This window comes from Blautia sp. JLR.GB0024 (assembly GCF_037000545.1).
Classification (GTDB): Bacteria; Bacillota; Clostridia; order Lachnospirales; family Lachnospiraceae; genus Blautia; species Blautia celeris.
The window spans coordinates 24,337-46,635 of record NZ_JBANBF010000002.1; the positions used below are offsets into that span (position 1 = coordinate 24,337).

At 42.3% G+C, this 22,299-nt stretch carries 17 protein-coding genes; 16 read left to right on the plus strand and 1 reads right to left on the minus strand.

Annotation, left to right across the window (positions count from 1 at the left end):
* The first annotated feature begins 6 nt into the window (after window positions 1-6).
* Window positions 7-1,506: a GldG family protein gene (locus V8Q34_RS04455; RefSeq protein ID WP_335834921.1), complete on the plus strand. Its 1,500-nt coding sequence runs from the start codon at window positions 7-9 to the stop codon at window positions 1,504-1,506.
* Window positions 1,507-3,066 (plus strand): DUF4340 domain-containing protein, encoded by a 1,560-nt coding sequence (locus V8Q34_RS04460; protein WP_335834923.1) that lies wholly within the window; start codon window positions 1,507-1,509, stop codon window positions 3,064-3,066.
* A gap of 114 nt (window positions 3,067-3,180) precedes the next feature.
* On the opposite strand, the gene V8Q34_RS04465 is transcribed toward V8Q34_RS04460, so the two are convergent.
* Window positions 3,181-4,137, minus strand: coding sequence for an alpha/beta fold hydrolase (locus tag V8Q34_RS04465; RefSeq protein WP_054352636.1), 957 nt, complete (start codon window positions 4,135-4,137; stop codon window positions 3,181-3,183).
* Window positions 4,138-5,173: 1,036 nt separating this feature from the next.
* Here V8Q34_RS04465 and V8Q34_RS04470 point away from each other — a divergent pair.
* The 14 genes from V8Q34_RS04470 (at window position 5,174) to V8Q34_RS04535 (ending at window position 22,296) form a co-directional block, all read left to right on the plus strand.
* Window positions 5,174-5,950: a ParA family protein gene (locus tag V8Q34_RS04470; RefSeq protein ID WP_033143188.1), complete on the plus strand. Its 777-nt coding sequence runs from the start codon at window positions 5,174-5,176 to the stop codon at window positions 5,948-5,950.
* Entirely contained in the window at window positions 5,941-6,864 is a 924-nt protein-coding gene (locus tag V8Q34_RS04475; RefSeq protein ID WP_335834924.1) for a ParB/RepB/Spo0J family partition protein, read from the plus strand. Before V8Q34_RS04470 ends, V8Q34_RS04475 begins: the two co-directional genes overlap by 10 nt.
* A gap of 23 nt (window positions 6,865-6,887) precedes the next feature.
* Window positions 6,888-7,415 carry a DUF4446 family protein gene (locus V8Q34_RS04480; protein WP_335834925.1) on the plus strand — a complete coding sequence of 176 codons (528 nt, stop codon included), beginning with the start codon at window positions 6,888-6,890 and terminating at the stop codon, window positions 7,413-7,415.
* Between the two features lie 94 nt (window positions 7,416-7,509).
* The gene (gene serS, locus V8Q34_RS04485; protein ID WP_033143191.1) at window positions 7,510-8,787 is read left to right on the plus strand and encodes a serine--tRNA ligase; all 1,278 of its coding nucleotides are present in this window, start codon (window positions 7,510-7,512) and stop codon (window positions 8,785-8,787) included.
* Between the two features lie 50 nt (window positions 8,788-8,837).
* Window positions 8,838-9,713, plus strand: a complete 876-nt coding sequence (locus V8Q34_RS04490) for a DUF3881 family protein (RefSeq protein WP_033143192.1) — start codon at window positions 8,838-8,840, stop codon at window positions 9,711-9,713.
* Window positions 9,714-9,932: 219 nt separating this feature from the next.
* A complete protein-coding gene (locus V8Q34_RS04495) occupies window positions 9,933-10,061 on the plus strand; it encodes a hypothetical protein (protein ID WP_335834926.1) in 129 nt (42 codons plus the stop codon).
* A 96-nt stretch (window positions 10,062-10,157) separates the two neighbouring features.
* The gene (locus V8Q34_RS04500) at window positions 10,158-14,558 is read left to right on the plus strand and encodes an EAL domain-containing protein (protein ID WP_335834927.1); all 4,401 of its coding nucleotides are present in this window, start codon (window positions 10,158-10,160) and stop codon (window positions 14,556-14,558) included.
* 80 nt (window positions 14,559-14,638) lie between these two features.
* Complete coding sequence (locus tag V8Q34_RS04505; protein WP_186971197.1) at window positions 14,639-16,408, plus strand: sensor histidine kinase; 1,770 nt, start codon at window positions 14,639-14,641, stop codon at window positions 16,406-16,408.
* The gene (locus V8Q34_RS04510) at window positions 16,380-17,099 is read left to right on the plus strand and encodes a response regulator transcription factor (protein WP_227211568.1); all 720 of its coding nucleotides are present in this window, start codon (window positions 16,380-16,382) and stop codon (window positions 17,097-17,099) included. Before V8Q34_RS04505 ends, V8Q34_RS04510 begins: the two co-directional genes overlap by 29 nt.
* Before the next feature lie 103 nt (window positions 17,100-17,202).
* On the plus strand, window positions 17,203-18,525 hold the full coding sequence (locus V8Q34_RS04515) for an ABC transporter substrate-binding protein (RefSeq protein ID WP_054352631.1): 1,323 nt from the start codon (window positions 17,203-17,205) through the stop codon (window positions 18,523-18,525).
* A gap of 60 nt (window positions 18,526-18,585) precedes the next feature.
* The gene (locus tag V8Q34_RS04520) at window positions 18,586-19,485 is read left to right on the plus strand and encodes a carbohydrate ABC transporter permease (protein ID WP_335834928.1); all 900 of its coding nucleotides are present in this window, start codon (window positions 18,586-18,588) and stop codon (window positions 19,483-19,485) included.
* Window positions 19,478-20,320, plus strand: coding sequence for a carbohydrate ABC transporter permease (locus V8Q34_RS04525; protein ID WP_033143197.1), 843 nt, complete (start codon window positions 19,478-19,480; stop codon window positions 20,318-20,320). Before V8Q34_RS04520 ends, V8Q34_RS04525 begins: the two co-directional genes overlap by 8 nt.
* 4 nt (window positions 20,321-20,324) lie before the next feature.
* Window positions 20,325-20,978, plus strand: a complete 654-nt coding sequence (locus V8Q34_RS04530; RefSeq protein WP_103731402.1) for a GDSL-type esterase/lipase family protein — start codon at window positions 20,325-20,327, stop codon at window positions 20,976-20,978.
* A 31-nt stretch (window positions 20,979-21,009) separates the two neighbouring features.
* A complete protein-coding gene (locus tag V8Q34_RS04535; protein ID WP_335834929.1) occupies window positions 21,010-22,296 on the plus strand; it encodes an ABC transporter substrate-binding protein in 1,287 nt (428 codons plus the stop codon).
* The last annotated feature ends 3 nt before the right edge of the window (window positions 22,297-22,299 follow it).

Below are 22,299 nucleotides of genomic sequence, written 5' to 3' on the forward strand. Positions count from 1 at the left end.
GCAGATATGAAAGAAATAAAAAGTAATATTAATAAGAAAAAAATTAATATTAAAGATATTATTAGTAATAATAAAGAAAACAGACGAAAAAACAGGAAAAATCTGAAGCATGGAACATATAGTATGGGAGTAGTCGCGGTATTCGTGGCAATTCTGGTAGTAGTAAATCTGCTTATCCAGGAGCTACCGTCAAAATACAGAGAAATAGACTTAAGTACACAAAAGATGTACAGTATCGGAGATCAGACAAAAAAACTGCTTAGGAATCTGGATAAAGATGTTACCTTATATTTTATAGCACAGAAAGGTTCTGAAAGCAGTGATATAGAAAAACTGCTGGAACGGTATGAGGAAAGCAGTGACCATGTAAAGGTAGAGCAGAAAGATCCTGCTGTTAATCCAAAGTTTACCTCACAGTATACAACAGAAGGAGTAAACAACAATAGTGTTATTGTAGTTTCCGGTGATAAAAGTAAAGTGGTTGATTATAACTCCATGTATGAGACCTCTGTGAATTACCAGACATATGCAAGCGAAGTGACCGGGTTTGACGGAGAGGGACAGCTTACTAGTGCGATCAACTATGTGACATCAGATAATATGCCTGTAATGTATACACTGGAAGGTCACGATGAGTCTTCTATGAGCGATTCACTGAAAGATATGATACAGAAGGCAAATATTGATATCCAATCTCTAAATCTTCTTACAATGGACGCTGTTCCGGAAGATGCGGACTGCCTGTTTATTTTTGCACCATCAAAGGATATTTCGGAGGATGAGGCAAAGAAGATTATTACTTACCTGGAAGACGGAGGAAAAGCACTGATTGTATCCAATTATACAGGGGAAGACATGCCTAATTTTGCCTCTGTTTTGGAAAATTACGGCGTGAAAACCGTTGACGGCATTATTCTTGAAGCAGATACAAACCATTATATTTCTCAGAACCCATCATACCTGCTTCCTAATATAGAAAGCAATGATATTACCTCAAATCTCTCTTCCCAAAGCCGTTATATCCTTATGCCTTTGGCTCAGGGAATTGAGACAACAGATAATTATAGGGATACTTTGACAATTCAGAATATACTAAGCACATCCGACAGTTCTTATTCCAAAGTAAATGTGGAAAATATGCAGACAATGGAGAAAGAAAGTGGAGACATTGACGGTCCATTCCATGTAGGTGTGGCAATCAGTGAAGATCTGGAGGATGATAAACAGACGCAGATTGTATATTATTCATCTGAGACACTGTTTAATGACAATATGAATACAATGGTATCCGGTGCAAACTTTGAATTGATTTCCGCATCTGTCAACTGGATGTGCTCAAACGAAGATGGCAGTACAATATCAATATCCAGTAAAAGTCTGGATACGTCGACCTTGACAATACCAGCAGCAGACGCCAGCTTCTGGAGTATATTTGTTATGGCTGTAGTACCGGCATTTTTGGTGATTTTAGGTGGTGGAATCTGGATGAAGAGGAGAAAACAGTAAATGAAGAAAAAAAATACAGCACTTATTGCAGGCATTATCATATTAGCTTTGCTGCTGGTATTTTATCTTCTTCTTCATAACAGCAGCAAAGAGGACAGTCAGGATACTGAGAAAACATCAGAAACGGCATTCGAGACAACTGTAGAAGATATCAGTGAAGCGGTATTCAAATCAGGTGAAAATGAATATAAATTTACAAAAAGTAATGACATATGGAAATACAACGGAGAAGAAAACTTTCCGCTGGATCAATCAGCATTTGAAGAAATTATCAGTAAATTTGAAAAAATAGCTGCTGACAGAGTGTTAGAAAAACCGGATAATATTTCGGAATATGGTTTGGATAATCCAACTGTTACTGTAAGTTTAAAAGATAAAGATGGAAAGGAACAGACGCTGCAATTTGGAGATACAAATTCAGTTACAAGCAGTAGCTATATGACGCTGAACAAAGATAATGAAAAAGTTTATATGGTTTCCTCCACAATTGTCACTTCGCTGCAGTTTGATATCAATGATCTGGCAGAAAAAGAAACATTTCCAAGTATTACAGACATAACAGGCGTCATAATGGAAAGAAATGGACAGACATTTTCAGTTTTTAAAGACAGCAGTTCCAGTACAGGCTGGACTGTAACGGGATGGGATGGTACAAAGAAAGATGCGGGCAGTTCACAGGTATCTGAATTTACTAACCCCATAACAAGTTTATCCTGGAGCAGTTTTATAAGTCAAAATACAGAAGATTTGAGTCAGTATGGACTTGATAACCCGACAATAATTACGATAAATTATCAGGTTACTGAAACAAAATCTACTGATAAAACGAAAGATGACAGTGCAGATACTGCGGATGGCAGCAATACTACAGACAATAAAAGTAAGGATGCTGAAGCTGAGAGTGATACCACAGAAGATACAGAGGAAAAAGTGACTGTCGATAAACAGGAAGTTTTATTAATAGGTAATAAAACAGAAGATAACAGTTATTATGCTAAGCTTCAGAGTCAGTCAGGGGTTTATACTTTAAGCAGTTCTACTGTTGACAATCTCCTGAATGCAGAAGTAAATCAATTCCTCAGTACTTATGTATCCGATTATATTTTTGCCGATCTGGATAAAGTCACTATTGAAAAAGATGGAAATACCTATGAATTTACTAAGAAAACTGAGGAAAAACAGGTAGAGAGTGACAGTGATAAAGAAAATACAGATGATACAGATACAGAAGAAGAGGAAACAACAACGGTTACTACCTATTATATGAATGGCAAAGAAATAGAACTGTCTGATTTCTCTGAGTTTTATAGTCTTATAAGCGGTATGGAATGCCAGGAACGGTTAGACACGGTTCCTGATATGGAAAATCCACCTGAAATGACAGTACATTTCTACAAGGAAAATGGTGTGGATGTGACTACTGAGTATTATGCGTATGATTCCAGCTTTTATCTGGTAAAAGACAGCAAAGGAAATGCATCATTGGTAAACAAAATGAAAGTAAAAGAACTGACAGAGGCTTTTAATGCCTTTTTAGAAAAACAGAATAAGGAATCATAAAAACAAAAGTATACTTTACAATTGAGTTTATCACATATGAGTAAATAACCTAAAAAGAGTCCTGCAGCCGGAAATGCTGCAGAACTCTTTTTGTAAATGTTTCACGTGAAACATTTAATCAAGAAATATATTTAACTGTTCCATTAATTTATCGGGTGTCTCCATTTGCGGTAAGTGTTTGGCTCCTTTCAAACTAATTGCCTCAACAGCAGGATTACATTCTGTATACTGAGATATAATATCTTTGCTGTCCCTCTCTGCCTCACCTTCAATAATAAAAATACTCTGATCAATTGCCTTTAAAGCATGATTAATATTATTGTTTGTATACCGTCCTATTATGCTGGAAAGCAGATACCTTGAACTGCTCATCCCCTTATGGGCCGCTTCATAATAAGTATCCAGCCATTCGGCAGTCATGTTAAAAGGATTATACAAATACTGCTCCGTAAACAGCAGTTGAATATTACTCTGACATGTAATCATATTATAAACCAAAGTTCCAAAAACAGGTATTTCCAAAAGGAACTTATACAGTTTACTCTTTTTATCAGGTATCTTATTCAAAGCATTAAGCGCTGGCGGATTGATCATGACAATCTTACCAAACAAATCCGTTTCATTATGGCAGGCCATCAAAGCAAAGGAGCCTGAATAACCGCTGGTGATAACATCCGTTCTCTCATGAATCACATTTTTAATAAAATCTGAAATAATCTGCACATATAAGTAGTTTGTATATGTGATTCTCTGCTTATCAGACCGTCCGCACCCCAGCAGATCAATGGTATAAACCGTATGGTTTTCAGCCAGTTTATCTACAATCTTATTCCACTCATAAGCTGAGCTATAAACCGTCAAATCATGCACCAACAAAACCGGCGTCCCAGTCCCAATCTTCTTATAATATATCTTCCCAAATCGCCAATTATAATAATTGTTAGCTGTGGACTTCAACATTTCCTTCAACACAGCAGTCCCAAATATAAGCCGATTAATCACATAAATAATACCCGTTGCAATGGAAAAAAGTATACTTGCCGTAATTATTTTATGCCTGGATTTCTTCATAAAACCGTCCACCTCCTGAAAAAGAATATACTAATATTATAAGACATTAAAGTGAATTATACAAGTTAAAATAATTTACAGTTCATAATCAAATAGATAGTCATACGACATAAAGATATATCTTATATTCACATATAGTGCACGTATTGCAGCATATAATAAACATTGTTATTATTAAAGCATACAAAAGGTATTTTAACTTTATTATCACAATCTGCATGATCTACTTTGCAGCATATCTTCCCCCAATTTGTTTAATACAGCCCACTCCACAAATCTTATCTGACAAAAATCTCCTACAAACCATAGTAGATAACTTATCAAAAGCAATTTTATAACACAATTTCCTAACACATTCTATTTTATGAACGCGATTATTGCACAGACTGTCATATAGAGACTATGCGACATAAAACCTTGTATATTGTTTTAGATTAATTATTTAAAGTTAAATAATATATCTGATTTTTAAAAGAAACAAAAGCAATAGAAACAATAAATTAATAAATCCATAAAATCAGTTGCTGATTTTATGGATTTAATATAGTACAAAACCTTCATTATACATAGTTTAACAAAGCCACACTAAACAAGCCACAAATGCTTCTATAAATGTTTCACGTGAAACATTACAAGTATAATATCGATACAGAGAAAACCAGGATGGGAAGCAGGGGGAGGGCAGGTGTATGGGGAAAACGATGTCTAGTGGAGCGTTCGGGAGATCCACCTGCCCCAGACACTTAATGAGGAGGCCGTTGCCGACGAATTTAGTGACTGGGAGCAGGTTAGCTTCCGGACAAGCGAAACGCTTCGTTTTCCCCATACACCTGCCCTCCCCCTGCTTCCCATCCGTCCGCCCTCTACTCTATTTCCCCATATACAATATAACCAATAAAATACCAATAAAAAAATGTTTCACGTGAAACATTCTTATGGAAATACTCCACAATTAATGCTATAATAAACACGTATATCATAATCCAAAAAACACATCAAAAAACTTTTCCACACAGATGAAAAGAGGAGAGTATAATTGGGAAGAATTATAGCTATAGCAAACCAAAAAGGCGGCGTAGGCAAATCAACCACAGCCATTAATCTTTCCGCCTGCCTGGCAGAAATGAGCCAAAAAGTCCTCATTATAGATATCGACCCCCAGGGAAACACCACAAGCGGCGTAGGCGTAGAAAAAGAAAACTTAGACGCCACACTGTATGAACTGCTTCTCGGAGACTGCGATTTATCTGACTGCCTGATTGAAAACGTATTTGAAAACCTATCCATTATCCCGTCTAACGTCAACCTGGCCGGAGCCGAGATCGAACTGGTAGGAGTAGAAGACAGAGAATTTTTATTAAAGAATCATATTGACACCATAAAAGACAAATATGATTTCATCATTATGGATTGCCCTCCATCACTAAATATTTTGACAATCAATGCAATGACAACAGCAGATTCCGTTCTTGTACCCATTCAATGTGAATACTACGCATTGGAAGGACTGACACAGCTCATTCATACCATAGAATTAGTACAGGAACGTTTAAATCCTTCACTTGTTATTGAAGGTGTAGTGTTTACCATGTATGACGCCAGGACAAACCTTTCCCTGCAGGTTGTAGAGAACGTAAAGAGCAATCTGAATCAATCCATCTACAAAACTATTATACCGAGAAATGTCCGTCTTGCAGAGGCGCCCAGTTATGGTCTGCCCATTACACTATATGATAAAAAATCTGTGGGAGCAGAGAGTTACAAACTCCTGGCAGAGGAAGTATTACATAAGGGGGATGAAGAATGGCAGTAAGAAAAGGTGGTCTTGGAAAAGGACTGGATTCCATGATTCCGGATACCAGTACTAAGGTAAAAAAGAAAATCCCTGGCCCAACACCTGCTGAGAATACAAAAGAAGTTGACATAAAAAATGAAAAATCCGTACAGATGATTAAAATGTCAATGATAGAACCAAACAGGGAACAGCCCAGAAAACAGTTTGGGGAGGATGCACTGCTGGAACTTGCAGAGTCCATTAAACAGTTTGGCATACTGCAGCCGCTTCTGGTTCAGAAAAAGGGTGATTATTACGAAATCATCGCAGGTGAGCGGAGGTGGAGAGCCTCCAAACTGGCAGGTATCAAAGAAATTCCGGTTATCATAAAAGAATTTTCTGATCAGGAAGCAGTAGAGATTTCACTTATTGAGAATATTCAGAGAGAGGATCTGAACCCTATTGAGGAGGCCGTGGCATATAAACGGCTTATGGAAGAATTTCATTTGAAACAGGATGCCATTGCTGAGAGAGTATCTAAAAGTCGTACTGCCGTAACTAATTCCATGCGTCTTTTAAAGCTGGATGACCGTGTACAGCAGATGCTTATTGATGAGATGATCACAACAGGTCATGCCAGGGCACTTCTGGCAATAGAAGACCCTGAAATTCAGGTTATGGCAGCAACAAAGGTATTCGATGAAAAATTAAGTGTAAGGGAAACAGAAAAACTGGTAAAAGAGATCCTGAATCCCGCACCTGAGAAACAGGAAAAGCCGGTGGATGAAGCACAGAATCTGGTCTATCAGCAGTTGGAGGAAAAAATCAAACAGATTATTGGCTCTAAGGTGGCAATACACCGAAAGAACAATGATAAGGGGAAAATAGAAATTGAATATTACTCCAAGGATGAGCTGGAACGTATTATAGAACTACTGGAAACGATTAGATAAAATAAGGGAGTTGTGAACAACAGATGAGTAGTTTATTAGAAAGTCTTCAGTCTCACTCCGGAATATTGATGGTTTTACTGCTGGTCGTAGTGGTCATACTGCTGATCTGCGTATTTAACCTTTCATTGGGACTGAACCGGCTAAACAGGAAGTATACGCTGTTCATGAAGGGAAAAGATGGACAATCTCTTGAACGGCTTTTTAAAAGAAAATTCGATTTGATTGAAAAACTGGTGCGCTCCACAGATGACAATGGAGAAGAAATTGAGAAAATATGGAAAGTCATGGACAAATCCCTGAACAAATACGGTATTGTAAAATATGACGCCTTTGAAGACATGGGAGGAAAACTGAGTTTTGTGCTGGCCATGCTTGACAAAAATAATACCGGCTTTCTGCTCAATGCTATACACAGCAGAGAAAATTGCTTTCTCTATATTAAAGAGATCGTAAATGGGGAATCCTATGTAGTATTGAGTGAAGAAGAAGTGGAAGCTCTGAAACAGGCTGTGAATTTCGGTATTTTACAGGAGACAGAGTTAGATGACTGACCGCGGTCTGATAATTTGGCAGATTGAATTGTTGCCACAAATTATGTAAATAATCTTATGTAAACAAACTTGTGAAAACAAAAGGAGAACAGAGATGTTAGACATTAAATTTTTAAGAGAAAACCCGGAAATTGTAAAGCAGAATATTAAAAATAAATTTCAGGACAGCAAATTGCCGCTTGTAGATGAAGTGATCGAGCTGGACAAGAGAAACCGTGACATCAAGAAGGAAGTTGAGGCATTAAGAGCTGAAAGAAACAAAATCTCCAAGATGATAGGCGGGCTTATGAAGGAAGGCAGGAAAGAGGAGGCAGAGGAGGTAAAGAAAAAAGTTACAGCCAATGCTGAGACGGTAGAACGCCTGTCTGCAGAGGAAAGAGAAGTAGAGGAAAAGATCAGAACGATCATGATGACGATACCAAACATCATTGATCCGTCAGTGCCCATCGGAAAGGACGACACGGAGAATGTAGAGGTCCAGAAGTATGGCGAACCGGTGGTTCCTGAGTTTGAGATTCCCTATCACGCAGAAATTATGGAAAGCTTCAATGGACTTGATCTGGACAGCGCCAGAAAGGTAGCCGGAAACGGATTCTATTATCTTATGGGTGATATTGCAAGACTTCACTCTGCTGTTATTTCCTACGCAAGGGATTTTATGATAAACAGAGGATTTACCTACTGTGTACCTCCTTTCATGATCCGCAGCGATGTGGTGACAGGCGTTATGAGCTTTGCTGAGATGGATGCCATGATGTACAAGATCGAGGGTGAAGACCTGTATCTCATCGGAACCAGCGAGCATTCCATGATCGGTAAATTCATTGACACGATCATCCCCGAGGAGGAGCTGCCCAAAACTCTTACAAGCTATTCCCCGTGCTTTAGGAAAGAAAAGGGAGCACACGGGCTGGAAGAGCGCGGTGTATACCGTATCCATCAGTTTGAGAAGCAGGAAATGATCGTTGTCTGCAAACCGGAGGAAAGTAAAGAGTGGTTTGATAAATTGTGGCAGAACACCGTAGATTTATTCCGCTCCCTGGATATTCCGGTGCGTACACTGGAATGCTGCTCCGGAGACCTGGCGGATTTGAAGGTGAAATCCGTGGATGTGGAAGCGTGGTCACCGAGACAGAAAAAATATTTTGAGGTGGGAAGCTGTTCAAACCTGGGTGATGCACAGGCCAGAAGATTAAAAATCCGTATAAATGGGAAAGATGGCAAGTATCTGGCGCATACCTTGAACAATACAGTTGTTGCCCCGCCGAGAATGCTGATCGCATTTCTGGAAAATAACCTGCAGGCAGATGGCTCTGTAAGGATTCCGGAGGCTTTAAGACCTTATATGGGCGGTATGACAGAAATAAAGTAAATATTATGTAAACAAAGTTATGTAAACCTTAACCAGACGGAGGTACGTATTTGCACAGTTATTTGAAATCCATTGGTTTTTCCGGTATAAACGGAAAAAAAGAGGTGGACCGGATTCTTAAAGATGTAATCTTACATTATGATGAGAAGACAGTGATTGAAGACAGAAAAAATCATATGTTCGCGGAAATCTCTAAAACCTTTGGCTGTGATTTTGGAATAACGGTATGCGGAGAATATGATGAGAATAATGAGTTCCAGATGGAATATTATTTTCCGTATTTCCGCGGTACCGGGATTACTACCCAGGAGGACGTGGTAATCGAAAAGCATGCAGGAAAGGAATCTTACGCAGGCGCCTGTGATGACGTGAGAATTGGAGTGACCATTATATTTTATCTGCAGAATGCAGGGGAATATCTAACAGAGAGAAGCCATGGAAATTATTCCAGAGGCTCCTATGCCATAACCCTTGCGGCCCTGGCTAAGGAGGGAAAGATTCTTCTTCCTGTCACAAAGGATGAGAAACAGGAAAAAGAAGAGAAGGAAAATACCATCAATCGCAACCGTATGATCGCGGCTGCACGTAATGGCGATGAGGATGCCATGGAGAATCTGACCATGGAGGATATTGATATCTATTCCATGATCTCCGGCAGAATACCCAATGAAGATGTGTACTCTATTGTAGATACATATTTTATGCCGTACGGAATGGAATGTGACCTGTATAATGTCATGGGAGAAATACTTGACTGCTCCAGAGTCAGAAATGTCATGACAAACGAGGAAGTCTACGAACTCAGAATCTCATGCAATGACCTGGAAATTGATGTGTGTATCAACACAAATGATCTGATGGGAGAGCCTGAGGTGGGACGGCGCTTTAAAGGCGTTATCTGGCTTCAGGGGAGTATTCACTTCTGATCATATTTTTGCATATGTCGTGTTTTGTTGAGATACAGGGCAGAAAAGGGAATAAAGATTTAAGAAAAAGGTATCGGACGCTGTATTCCGGTATCTTTTTTTGTCTGTTAGATTTATTTTGGTTGAATTGCATAAAGAAGAGGCAAAAACATTGACGTTTATGTGAATTCAGCACTATAATGGATATATTGATGGTATTGTATGTGTGTTGGAGGGGCTATGGAAAAGCTATCGGTTAATAATAAAAGCAAAATATATATTATAGACAGTGATTACAGGATCGTCAGCTGCAATGATGCGCTGAAGGAGACTTTTCCCGAATTGGAGTGCGGTCAGATCTGTTATTAGATTCTGTGTAATGAGGATAAGCCCTGCGGGGAGTGTCCTCTTGCCCGGAAGGACGGGGATAATGCCATTTTCTATAATAAAAAGGTTAAGAAATGGGTGGAGGTTAATTCCGGAGCCATTGACTGGCCCGGCTCCGGTATCTGCAGCATGGTTCTGGCAAAGGAGATACATGAGGGCAATAAAAGCCTGTTCTTTAATCTTACCAACCTCACCGCATATGATGAATTGTACGAGCTGAATATTACACAAAATACATACAAAAAACTGTATCAAATGCAGGAAAAATATCCCCCTGTCCCCTCATCCGGCAGTCTTACACAGATGCTTCAGGATACAGGAGAGCGTCTGATCCATCCGGATGACAGGGAAGAGTATTTCAGGTTCTGGAACCTGGATGATATTCTGACAAGGATGGCAAAGGATACAGCGGAAAATGCCGTGAGAAGCCAGTGCAGAAAAAAGATGCAGAATGGTGATTTCTGCTGGATTCTTCAGCTTGTTGTGCCGCTTAGGCATAGCGGGGACGGAGATCAGATCCTTATGTGCTTTATCCAGGATATCAATACCCAGAAGACAAAGCAGATGAAACAGGAGCACAAAAATCAACTGCAGGACAACGCTTATGACAGTCTGACCGGGCTTTACAGGAAGAATATCTTTTTCTCAAAAGCCGATGAATTTCTGAAGGCAGGCGGGGATCAGAGATACTGTCTGATGGCTGTTGATATAGAACACTTTAAGATTTTCAATGAATGGTATGGACAGGAGGCCGGTGACAGATTTCTTAAAATAGCAGGAGGATTTTTTAAAAGGACCCAGGAAAGCAACAAGGGAATCGCCGGTTATATGGGAGATGATGATTTTGTTATCATACTGCCTGATGACAGGGAAACGATTAAAAGTATACAGGATGAGATCTTGAACTACGTAAAGCAGTACGGAGGAAATGCCGGATTCCTTCCTGTATTCGGTATGTATGAGATAACAGATAAAAGCCTGCCTGTAAGCACCATGTATGACCGGGCATCCATTGCGCTGGCATCCGTAAAGGGAAATTATGCAAAACGTGTTTCCTGGTATGATGCGGCAATGATGCAGAAAATTGAGGAAAACCACTTACTTTTATCAGAAGTGCAGAGAGCGCTGACAAACGGCGAGTTTGTATTTTATGGGCAGCCAAAATGTAATATGATGACAGGGAGGATCATAGGCCTGGAATCACTTGTCAGGTGGATTCATCCCGAGCGGGGCCTGGTTCCCCCGGATGAATTTATTCCGGTGCTGGAGAACAGCGGATTTATCGCAAAACTGGATATGTATGTCTGGGATATGGTATGCAGCAGCGTGAGAGGGTGGCTGGACAGGGGATACCGGGTGGTTCCCATATCTGTCAATGTGTCCAGAGTAGATATTTATACGGTTGATGTGGCAGAGTGTTTCTGCGGGCTGATAAAGAAGTACAGGCTGGACCCATCGCTGATAGAGATAGAGATTACGGAGAGTGCTTACGCGGAAAATTATAATATCATCAGAGCGGCTGTGGAGAACCTGCGGAAGTCAGGGTTTACGGTTCTCATGGATGACTTCGGAAGCGGATACTCCTCCCTCAATATGTTAAAGGATGTCAATGTGGACATTCTTAAAATAGACATGAAGTTCCTGGATATGAATGAGGAGAGCGCAGACAGGGGAATGGGTATACTGGAAGCCATAACGAGTATGGCACGGCTGATGGGAATCCGCGTGATCGCAGAAGGGGTTGAAACAAAGGAACAGGTGGATTTTCTCCTGGATATGGGATGTATCTATGCACAGGGGTATTATTTTTACAAACCAATGCCGGTAGAAGCCTTTGAAAAGCTTCTTGCAGATGAAAACAAAGTGGATTTCAGGGGAATCAAGGCCAGGGAGATTGAGAGGTTCCGTATAAAGGATATGTTCAGAGATAATGTGTTCAGTGAGACCATGATGAACAATATCCTGGGCGGAATAGCATTTTATGATGTTTACCGGAACGATGTAGAGCTTATACGCGTCAATGAACAATATTACAGGATCATGGAGACAGATCCTGTAGAGCTTGAGGAAAATAAAGTAAGGATCATCCAATACGTCTATGAGGATGACAGGCGGGAAATGCTGAGCATTTTCCAGAAAGCTTATGAAAAGTCAATAACAGGAGCGGAGGGCGAAGTCAGGCGTCTGAAGGGGAACGGTAAGACAATCTGGATGCATATCCATGTGTTTTTCCTGAAGGAACAGGATGGGCACAGATTTTATTACGGATCTGTCAGTGATGTCACCATGCAGAAGGAGAGGGAGGCCATGCTGGAATCTTCCCAGAGAGCACTTGCCGCTGTTCTCAATGTATCGGAAAACGATGCATCCTTTATGAAGCTGACAGAGGAGAACAGAAAGACAGCCGCCACTATATTTGCCCAGATGTCCCCGGGCGGCATGATCGGGGGATACTGCGAGGAGGGATTTCCTCTTTATTTTGCCAATTATGAGATGATCCGTCTGATGGGATATGAAAGTTATGAGGAACTTAACGCGGCCATTAAAGGACAGGTGATCAATACCATTCATCCGGATGACAGGGAGCGGGTGGGCCATGATATTGGCGCGTATTATCCGGGGGCGGAGTACACTACAACATACCGTATGCCGAAAAAGGATGGTTCCTGGTTCTGGACCCTGGATAAAGGGAAAATAATCAGGGCGGAAGATGGAAGAATGGCTATTGTCAGTGCGTGTACGGATATCTCTGAGACCATGATGGTACAGCAGCAGCTTGCGGAGCGCAACGCCATGCTGCTGAGCCAGAACCAGGAGCTCAAGTTTCTGAATTATGACATGCCCGGCGGATATCACAGATGCGCGGACACACCGGAGTATGATTTCCTCTATATCAGTGACAAATTCCTGGAAATGCTGGGCTATACAAGGGCTGAGATACAGGAGCTGTTTCAGAACAAATTTATGCGGATGGTACATCCGGATGACCGGCGCCTGGCTGAGGAAGGCGCTGAGTTACTGAGGCGTAATACCGTATCACATAATCTGGAATACAGGATCTTGGGAAAGCATGGGTATATATGGGTCATTGACCAGAGTAAATATATGAATTTTCACGGAACGTCATTTTTCCAGGGAGTTGTTGTGGATGTGACGGAGACCATGGAACTGAAAAATAAGATGCGGATGTTCATGGAGAATTTCTCAGATAATGTTGTACTTGTACATTATAAGGATGGGATATTCAGGTATGAGATACTGGGAGACGGACTTTTCCGGGAACTGGGATATACAAAGGAAGAGTATGAAAAACCATGGAAAACAGGACAGGAGCTGCAGTCTGTCAGGAGAGAACTGGAGGATGCCATCAAGTCAGGAAGGAACTACCAGGATACCATTGAGATCAAAATGCCGGATAACCTGAAGATATGGCTCAGTATGGACGGCAGGTTTATCAGCGGGGATGAGGAGGGCAGCGTCTATCTCTGCATTTACAGGGATGTGACCTCCATTAAGAAAAAGGAACATGAGCTGTGGCTGATGAGAAAGGAAATTGAGAGTATCCTCCGTTTGGCGGATATCAACGGATGGGAGTGGGATTTCAGAAGAAATATGCTCACGCTGTCTGATATCCAGCATCTGAAGTCAGGGAAAAAGAAGGATACCTCCCGGCTGATAGGGAATTTTCCGCTTTGTTTTCTGGAAAAAGAACGGATGCCTGAAGCGTACAGGGAATCCTTCATAGACATATTAAAGAAATTATACAAAAATAATTTTGGGGCCGGCGCGGAATGTACATTTCCACTGATAAAAGCAGATGGAAAGGGTGTGTGGATCAAGGCGGCAGGGGAGGCAATCTGTGATAAGAACGGCATTCCCGTAAAAGCAGTGGGATATTATCTGGATGTTACAGAGCAGAAAAACCAGGAACTGCGTCTCACTAAAATTGCTGAGGCGGATGCCCTGACCGGATTGTTTAACCGTCAGACAGCAATACCCCGAATCAAGAGTTATCTGGCGGATATGGAGGGCAGGGAGGAAACCGCTGCGATCATCATGTTTGACCTGGATAACTTTAAACTGGCTAATGACGTATTCGGCCATGCATATGGTGATGAGATGATCTGCAAAAATGCCGGGAAGCTGAAAGGGTTTTTCAGAAGCGATGACATACTCTGCAGAATCGGTGGAGACGAATTTCTTATATTCTGCAAGCGGATCAGGGACGCGGATGTGCACGCGAAGCTTGAAAAAGTGATGGAGAGTATGGTCACTGTCCGCAGTGACGGGGAGCATGAGATCGTCTTCTCCGTATCCGCCGGCTATGTCATGATACCTGAACAGGGCATGGAGTTCGATGTGCTTTACAGAAAGGCTGATGTTGCGCTTTTCAATGCTAAGATGAACGGAAAGGGTTCCTTCAGAAAGTATGAAAGTGATATGAAGGAAATCAGATATGAACTGGCAAAGGATAAGTAGCTGTTGGTGAATGACAGGTATCTTGATGGTACCTGTCATTTTGGGCTGTGAAAGAGAACAGAGGGGATTGGAGGATTTTCATGGGAAGAGAAAAGGGAAAGATCCTTGGAAAGGCGAGGATTTCTGTAAAACTGGCATTTCTGTATATGTCACTGCTTCTGGTATCCTGGAGTATTATTTTATTGATCTTTTATCGGGTCAGTGACAAAAATGCCACAGAGTCAGCACAGGCACTCTCAGCTCAGACGCTGAATACGGTCAGTAAAAATATATCAACGCTGATAGACAATACGGCTTACTATTCCAGGATCATTTTGTCCAGCAGTGATATCACAGAGGCATTGGAGCTGAAGGATGGGAAGATGCAGAAGGAGAGTCTGCATCAGTTTACATCGCTTGTGGATACGGAGACCCATATTAACGGTATTTATATGTGGGATATGGAAAGTCATGGATGCAGTATAGATAAGAATCATGTCAGAACTCTCCGCATGGAAGATATCAGGGAGACGAACTGGTATGAGGAGGTCAGGGAACTGGCAGGTTCTTACTGTTTGAAGCTAAATGCTGACCGTGTTCTGACTCAGAGCAGCGCTGAGACTACGGTATCTCTCATCCGGGTGATCAACAACCCCACGGATTACCATCCTGTTGGAATATTGATGATAAATATGGACCCGAATGCATTTGCAGACAGTTACGGGGGATTGGACAGCAAGAGTATACCGGTAATATATGTTCTGGATGATACAGGTAAGATCGTCACTTCCCAGTCGGATATGTCCCTGCCCAGTGTAAAGGAAGCATTGAAAAGTAAGAAAAACAATGACAGTCTTCTTCTTGCGCAGCAGGATATCGAAGGCAATAACTGGAAGGTACTGGCAGGTGTAAGGATTGAAAACGGATTGAAGCAGTCAGGGATCGGCGGGATCATTTTTGCCATGGCAATGATATTTTTGGCCCTGTTCTGCGGGATCGGATATTTTATCATGAAACGGTATGTGGCTGACCCGCTGGAACAGATGGCAGGTTCCATGAACCGCATGAGCGGAAGAAAGTTTGAGAAGATCAGGATGTGGGGAAACAGGTATAACACATTCGGGGAAATGGAGATTCTGGAGACTACATATAACAAGATGGTGGATGAGATAGATGCCTTGATCGAGAGAGTATATGAAGAGGAAAAGATAAAGAGAAGGGCAGAACTGAACGCGCTGCAGGAACAGATGAAGCCGCATTTTCTATATAATACAATTGACGCGATGGGATATCTTGCACTGAGCGGAAAGAATGAGGAGGTATATGATGCTCTGGAAGCTTTCGGCAGCTATTACAGGATACTGCTGAGCAAGGGAAGGGAAATGATCTCGGTCAGGGAAGAGGCAGAGATGGTGAAGGATTATCTGGAACTGCAGAAATTACGGTATGGTGATTCCCTGCACTATGTTCTCAATGTGGACCCGGAGATACAGGGGACTTTTATCTTAAAAATGGTGCTGCAGCCTCTTGTGGAGAATTCAGTAAATCATGGAATCCGTCCAAAAGAAACACCAGGTGTGGTGTATGTGGAGGGGACAGCGGAGGATGGATATCTGAAGTTCACCATAGAGGACGACGGTGTGGGAATGGATGAGGATAAGATCAAAGAGCTGAACAGAGAGAATATAAGCAGCAATGAGAAGAGTTTCGGGCTTCGGGGAACCATAGAGAGAATGAGAATATTCTATGAGTCAGATATAGATTATACAATTCAGAGCACAAAAGGAAAAGGGACAACTATTGTACTGAGGGTGCCTGTCTGTTATGAAGGAGATGAAGGTCATGATGAAAGTATTGCTTGTGGAGGATGAAGTGGGGACCAGAAACCTTCTCAGAATTATTGTGAACTGGGAAGAGTTTCATATGAAGATCATAGGGGAAGCCCAGAACGGCAGGGAGGCACTGTTCCGTATACAGGAGGAAATACCGGATCTGGTGGTTACGGATATTAAAATGCCCATTATGGACGGCATTTCGCTGGCGGAAGAGATCATGAAGAAATATCCGCAGGTTAAGGTGATCATTGTTACTGCCTATGACGATTTTAAGTACGCGCAGAAAGCACTCCGGGCCGGGGCTGTGGATTTTATCTTAAAGCCCTTAAAGCGGCAGGAGGTAAAGGAAGCCCTTGCAAGAGTGGGCAGGCAGATTGAAACAGTGGAGGAAGGGGCAAAGGAGGTTATGGAACAGATAAGGGATTATCTGGAGGAGAATTACGCCCAGAGCAGCCTTTCCCTTTCCACAACGGCCGAGAGATTTTACCTGAACCCCAGTTATTTAAGCCGTACATTCAGAAAGAAGACAGGCATCCCATTCGTGGAATATCTCAATAAAGTGAGGATTGAACACGCATGTGATTATCTGAAATCAGGAAACTGGAAGGTGTATGAGATTGCAGAGAAAGTCGGTATTCCGAATCCTGACTACTTTGGCCGTTGCTTTCGGAAATATATGGGGATGTCGGTTAATGATTATAAAAAAAGTAAAATATGTGCGGAATAGGGTAAAAATACTGGGTTCAGAGTGGCGGGGATTTTTTCTATACTGTAACCATAGCAAGTGGTAAGGCATAAAAAGCTATAGTAAGTATCAGGAGGAAAAGAAAATGAGAAGAAAAATAGCAATGCTTTTATGCGCAAGTATGGCAATCGGCCTGCTGGCAGGCTGCGGCGGCAGTTCAGAAGAGAGTAAGGCCTCAGAGAGTAAAGAGGAAAAAGGTGCGGACACATCGGATAAGGATTCAGGGGAAAAGGTAAAGCTTACATTCTGGAAATCACCGCATTCGGATCGTGAGGATGACATATGGGCCGGTATGATCGAGGATTTCAACAAGGAAAATCCGGATATTGAAGTGGAATTTCTCAATGTTGCATGGGATTCTGTTGTGGAGAAGGAGACAGCAGCTTTCTCAGCAGGCAGCGGTCCGGACATCAGTTTCCAGACAGAGCAGTTCCCGCTGTATGCCAAGAATGGATATCTTCTGTCACTTGATGACTATGCGGACGAGAAAAAGTTATCAGGTTATCCGGAGTCGGCTTTGGAATACTGTTCTCATGACGGGAAACTTATGGGAATACCGTTTGTTGCACTGAATTCGGTTATGTTCTACAACAAGGATATGTTTGAGGAAGCAGGAGTTACAAAGGTGCCGGAAACATGGGAAGAACTGAGAGAAGCAGCGAAAAAGCTTACCCAGGATAAAGATGGTGACGGCGAGACTGACCAATGGGGCATGATGTATGAGATGGATGACTACTGGCAGCCACTGTCCTACATTATCCAGGCCGGAGCTGATATGTGGAATAAAAACCTTACCAATATTGGATTTAATAATGAACAGGGTGTGGAGGGACTGACTTTCTTTGACCAGTTGTATCATGAGGATCAGGTAGTTCTTCCACTGGAAAAATATACGAATAAGGATGAGGAGCGGTCATATTTCTATAACGGACAGGTTGCCATGTTCCCACAGCAGATTCATTATACAAATATTATTAAAGAGGCTTCAGATATTAATCTGGGAGCATTTGCCCTTCCGGCAGGACCGGCCAGTGACGAGGAACATGCCAAATGGAATTTTGCCAACATTGGTATGCTGTCCATCTCCAGCCAGACAAAATATCCCGATGAAGCGTGGAAATTCGTTGAGTATGTCACCAGACCGGAAGTTGAAAAGATATATCTGTCAGAAGTGGGATTTTTCTCCCCGCAGCTGGCTACCAATGACATGATGTATGAGGGAGACGAAATAATGGCTGTTGCCGCGGAAGGAATCAAGAAGCTCCAGGTCAGCCCTGCTTCTGATTACGCCAATGCAATGCTTCAGAATCTGAAGATTATGTATGAAAATGTTGCAAGAGGTGAGAAATCACCGGCGGATTCCATCCAGGCTATGTATGATTCTATGAAAGCAATCAGCGGAGAATAAGTTTTGGGACTGAGGGGGGCTTTTACAGGCCCCTCTGCTGTTTAGGAGAAGAGTGTATTTATGAATAAGAGAAGAATTAAGGAATATGCTGTGTCCTATAGTTTTTTACTGCCATTTGCAGTTTTCTTTATCACATTTACAATTATACCTATAGGATACGTTTTTTATCTCAGCCTGCATGACGGTAACTTTCTGCAGGCACAATTTGACTGGGTGGGACTGAAGAACTTTAAGGATGTGCTGCAGACACCGGATTTCCAAAACGCTTTTAAGAACACGTTCATCTATATGCTGATCGAAGTGCCGGTGAGCCAGTTCCTGGGGATCTTTTTTGCCCTTTTGATCAAGAAAAAAACACGGTTTGGACATGTGTGCGAGGTCATCTATTTTCTTCCCATGCTGATTTCCATGGTTGTGGCCAGTGTTCTGATCTCCTATATTTTATCGAACAACGGACCTTTGAATATGTTATTCCAGGTGCTGGGCATGAAGCCCATAAGCTGGCTGAACGGGAGATTCAGTGCAAAGATGGCAGTTATGATACTGGAACTCTGGAAGGGTGGAACTTTCTTTATCTTTGTGTATATGTCGGCAATGCGTTCCCTTCCCGCAGATTGCCTGGAGTCCTCCAGAATAGACGGGGCTAATGTAGTGCAGGAGACAATCTATGTGGTGCTGCCGCTTATCAGAAATGCGATCATTCTGTGTGTGACCATGAATACGATCTGGCAGTTCCAGATATTTGAATCTGTGTATATGCTCACAAACGGAGGGCCTCTCGGTGCGACACAGACCGTGATATATGAGATTTACCAGTACAGTTTTAAATATTACAGAGTGGGATTCGGGGCAGCAGCTTCACTTGTATTTCTTCTTGTGATCCTGTTGATCTATGGTCTGGAGAATCTGTTATTGAGAGAAAAGGATAAAACCAGAAGAAGGGGGAAAAAGAATGAATAGATATAGGGCAAAGAAAAAAGTTTTTTCCTTTTTGAAGACATTTATGCTGTTTTTACTGGTGGTCATCATTGCATTTCCTTTCTGGCAGCTTATTGTATCCTCCATGCTGGATACCAATGCAATCATCAGTTATCCGCCGAAATTCTGGCCCAGCGGAGGCTCACTGGATAATTATACAGAAGTTTTGAAAATGCAGGGCGGGGCATATCTGCGCTGGATGCTGAACAGTGTATTTGTTGCAGGCAGCAATACGGTGCTGGTGGTACTGGTGGCATCCATGGCAGGATACGCATTTGCAAAAAGAAGGTTTCCCGGTTCCAAGGTACTGTTTAATGTGGTGGTCGCGACGCAGATCATTCCCAGTGTTACCACATTGATTCCTCTTTTTCTGATCGTTTCCAAGCTGGGATGGGTGAATACTTATAAATCTCTGGTATTTCCGGGGGTGGCAAGTGCTTTTGGAGTCTATATGATGACACAGTTTATGAAAGATATACCGGATTCATTGATAGAGGCAGCTAAGATAGATGGGTGCAGCAATTATGGGACATTTTTCAAGATTGTACTGCCTATAACAGTGCCGCAGTTAAGTCTTCTGGCAATCTTTAACTTTACGCAGCAGTGGGGAAGTCTGACATGGCCCCTTATCACTGTAAATGAAACTATGATGAAAACCCTTCCCCTGGGCATTGCGTCCATGAAGGATTTAAATGGTACACTGACAGGAACTATAATGGCAGCATCCATGATAAGTTTTATACCTCTGCTTATTGCATTTATTTTTGCAAGTGATAAATTTATAGAGGGAATGACATTAGGAGCTGTGAAAGGATAAGAAAATGAAACGTATATTGTGTTATGGTGATTCCAATACATGGGGACATAATCCTGAGCCTGACGGTGAAGATTTCAGGTATGGGGATGATGTGAGATGGACCGGGATTCTGCAGAAATGTCTGGAAGGCAGGGCGAAAATAATTGAGGAGGGCCTATGCGGACGTTCCATTATGTTTGATGACCCTACATCACCTGACAGGAATGGCAGAAAGTTTCTAGGCTGCAGCCTGCAGAGCCATCAGCCTTTGGATCTGGTGGTGTTCATGCTGGGGACAAATGATATCCGTCATATATTTACGCCCAGTGTTAAGGAGATAGCAGCAGGTATGGTGAATCTTGTTAAAATGGCCCGAAATCCGGATACATACTGGGTAGGAGAAAGACCGGAGGTCCTGGTGATCGTCCCGGCACCGGTGCGGGATGAGATTGCGTCATCTGATTTTTATGGTATGTACGATGAGGAATCTGTGAGTAAAAGTAAGGCTTTGTATGCCGCTTATGAGGCTGCTTTAAAGGGAATGGAGGGTGTCTGGCTGCTGGATGCCGGGAAGGTTGCGGAGATTTCCGTGAAGGATTGTATCCATCTGAGCAGAGAAGGACACAGAAATCTGGGAAGAGCCGCGGCAGAGTGCATTGAGGAGATATTAAAAATCTGAGTTTTATGAAGGACAGCATGGGTGATAGCAGATGGAAAAACGGCAGAGAATTATTTTATTGGGGTTTTTATTTCTTTTGGCAGCGATAACATTGCTCTGTTTTCGCGTTCTTCCAAAGTCCGAGGAGAAGAAAAGCGGTGAGGAAGAAGAAAGGATAGATCTGTGTCTGTGGTATCCATGGGAAAATGAGGGGGAGGCATATAAGAAATCCTTTCTGGAAGCTGTGGAGGAATTCAACAAAGCGCATGATACCGTACAGGTATTGGCGGAAGGTACGGAGATGGAGCTTTACAGAGAAAAGCTGCCGTCTGCCATTGCTTCCAATGATACACCGGATATTTACTTCTGTTTTGGAGACAGTTATCTGAAGGGGGCGGTCAGTTCGGGAAAACTGCTGAAGATGAATGAATATTTGTCTGAAGATATTAACAGCAGGATAGACGAGAAAGCGATGGAAGGTATGAATTATGAGGGCGGTATATATGGTCTGGGATTTTCTGAAAGTGTGGCTGTCCTTTTTGTCAACCGGGAGATGTTTGATGCATGCGGACTGCAGATTCCTTCGGATTGGGGCGAACTGGAGGAGGTATGCAGGGAGTTTATTGCCCGGGATATCACGCCTTTTGCCTGTTCGGGGGACACGGATACCGGTTTCAGGCTTTATCTGGAAAGTATATGTGTAAGTGAGGCCGGGAGTGATGTCTGTAAAAGGGTGCTGAGACAGGAAGGGACAAAGGAGGACATTTCCGCTTTCCTGAACGGTGTTGATAAGTTCTGTCTGCTCAGGGATATGGGGGCTTTTGGAAGTCCTTTATTTACAAGGAGCACGCAGGATGTGGAAAATGATTTCTATCTGAGCAGGATTCCCATGTATCTGGCAAAAAGTGATTTCGCCGGAAATGTCATGCAGGAAAACAGTCCACTGCATGGGAAATTATCCGCAGTTCCGTTTCCGGGTGTGTATACCGGCAGAGAGAGCCTTGGGGGAGTCAGTGATGCTTTTGTTGTGAATAAGGCTGCGGAGCATCCCGAGGTGACAGTTTGGGCACTGGAAGAAATACTGGAGAATTTTGCCGTGAAATTGTATGAGAGAGGAGCAGGGATTCCGGTATGGGATACAGGTGATGCATGTAAGCCGGAGGATGACGTCTGCCGGCAGATTGAAAATATGGCCGGATCAGCAGACAAAAGAATGCAGTATTGGGAATTTTATCTGGACAGACGCAGAGCAGAGGTTTTTATGAGAGGTTCAGAGGAGCTGGGCAACGGAAACATATCCCCGGAACAGTTTGTCAGGGAACTGTGTGAGAAAGAGTGACGG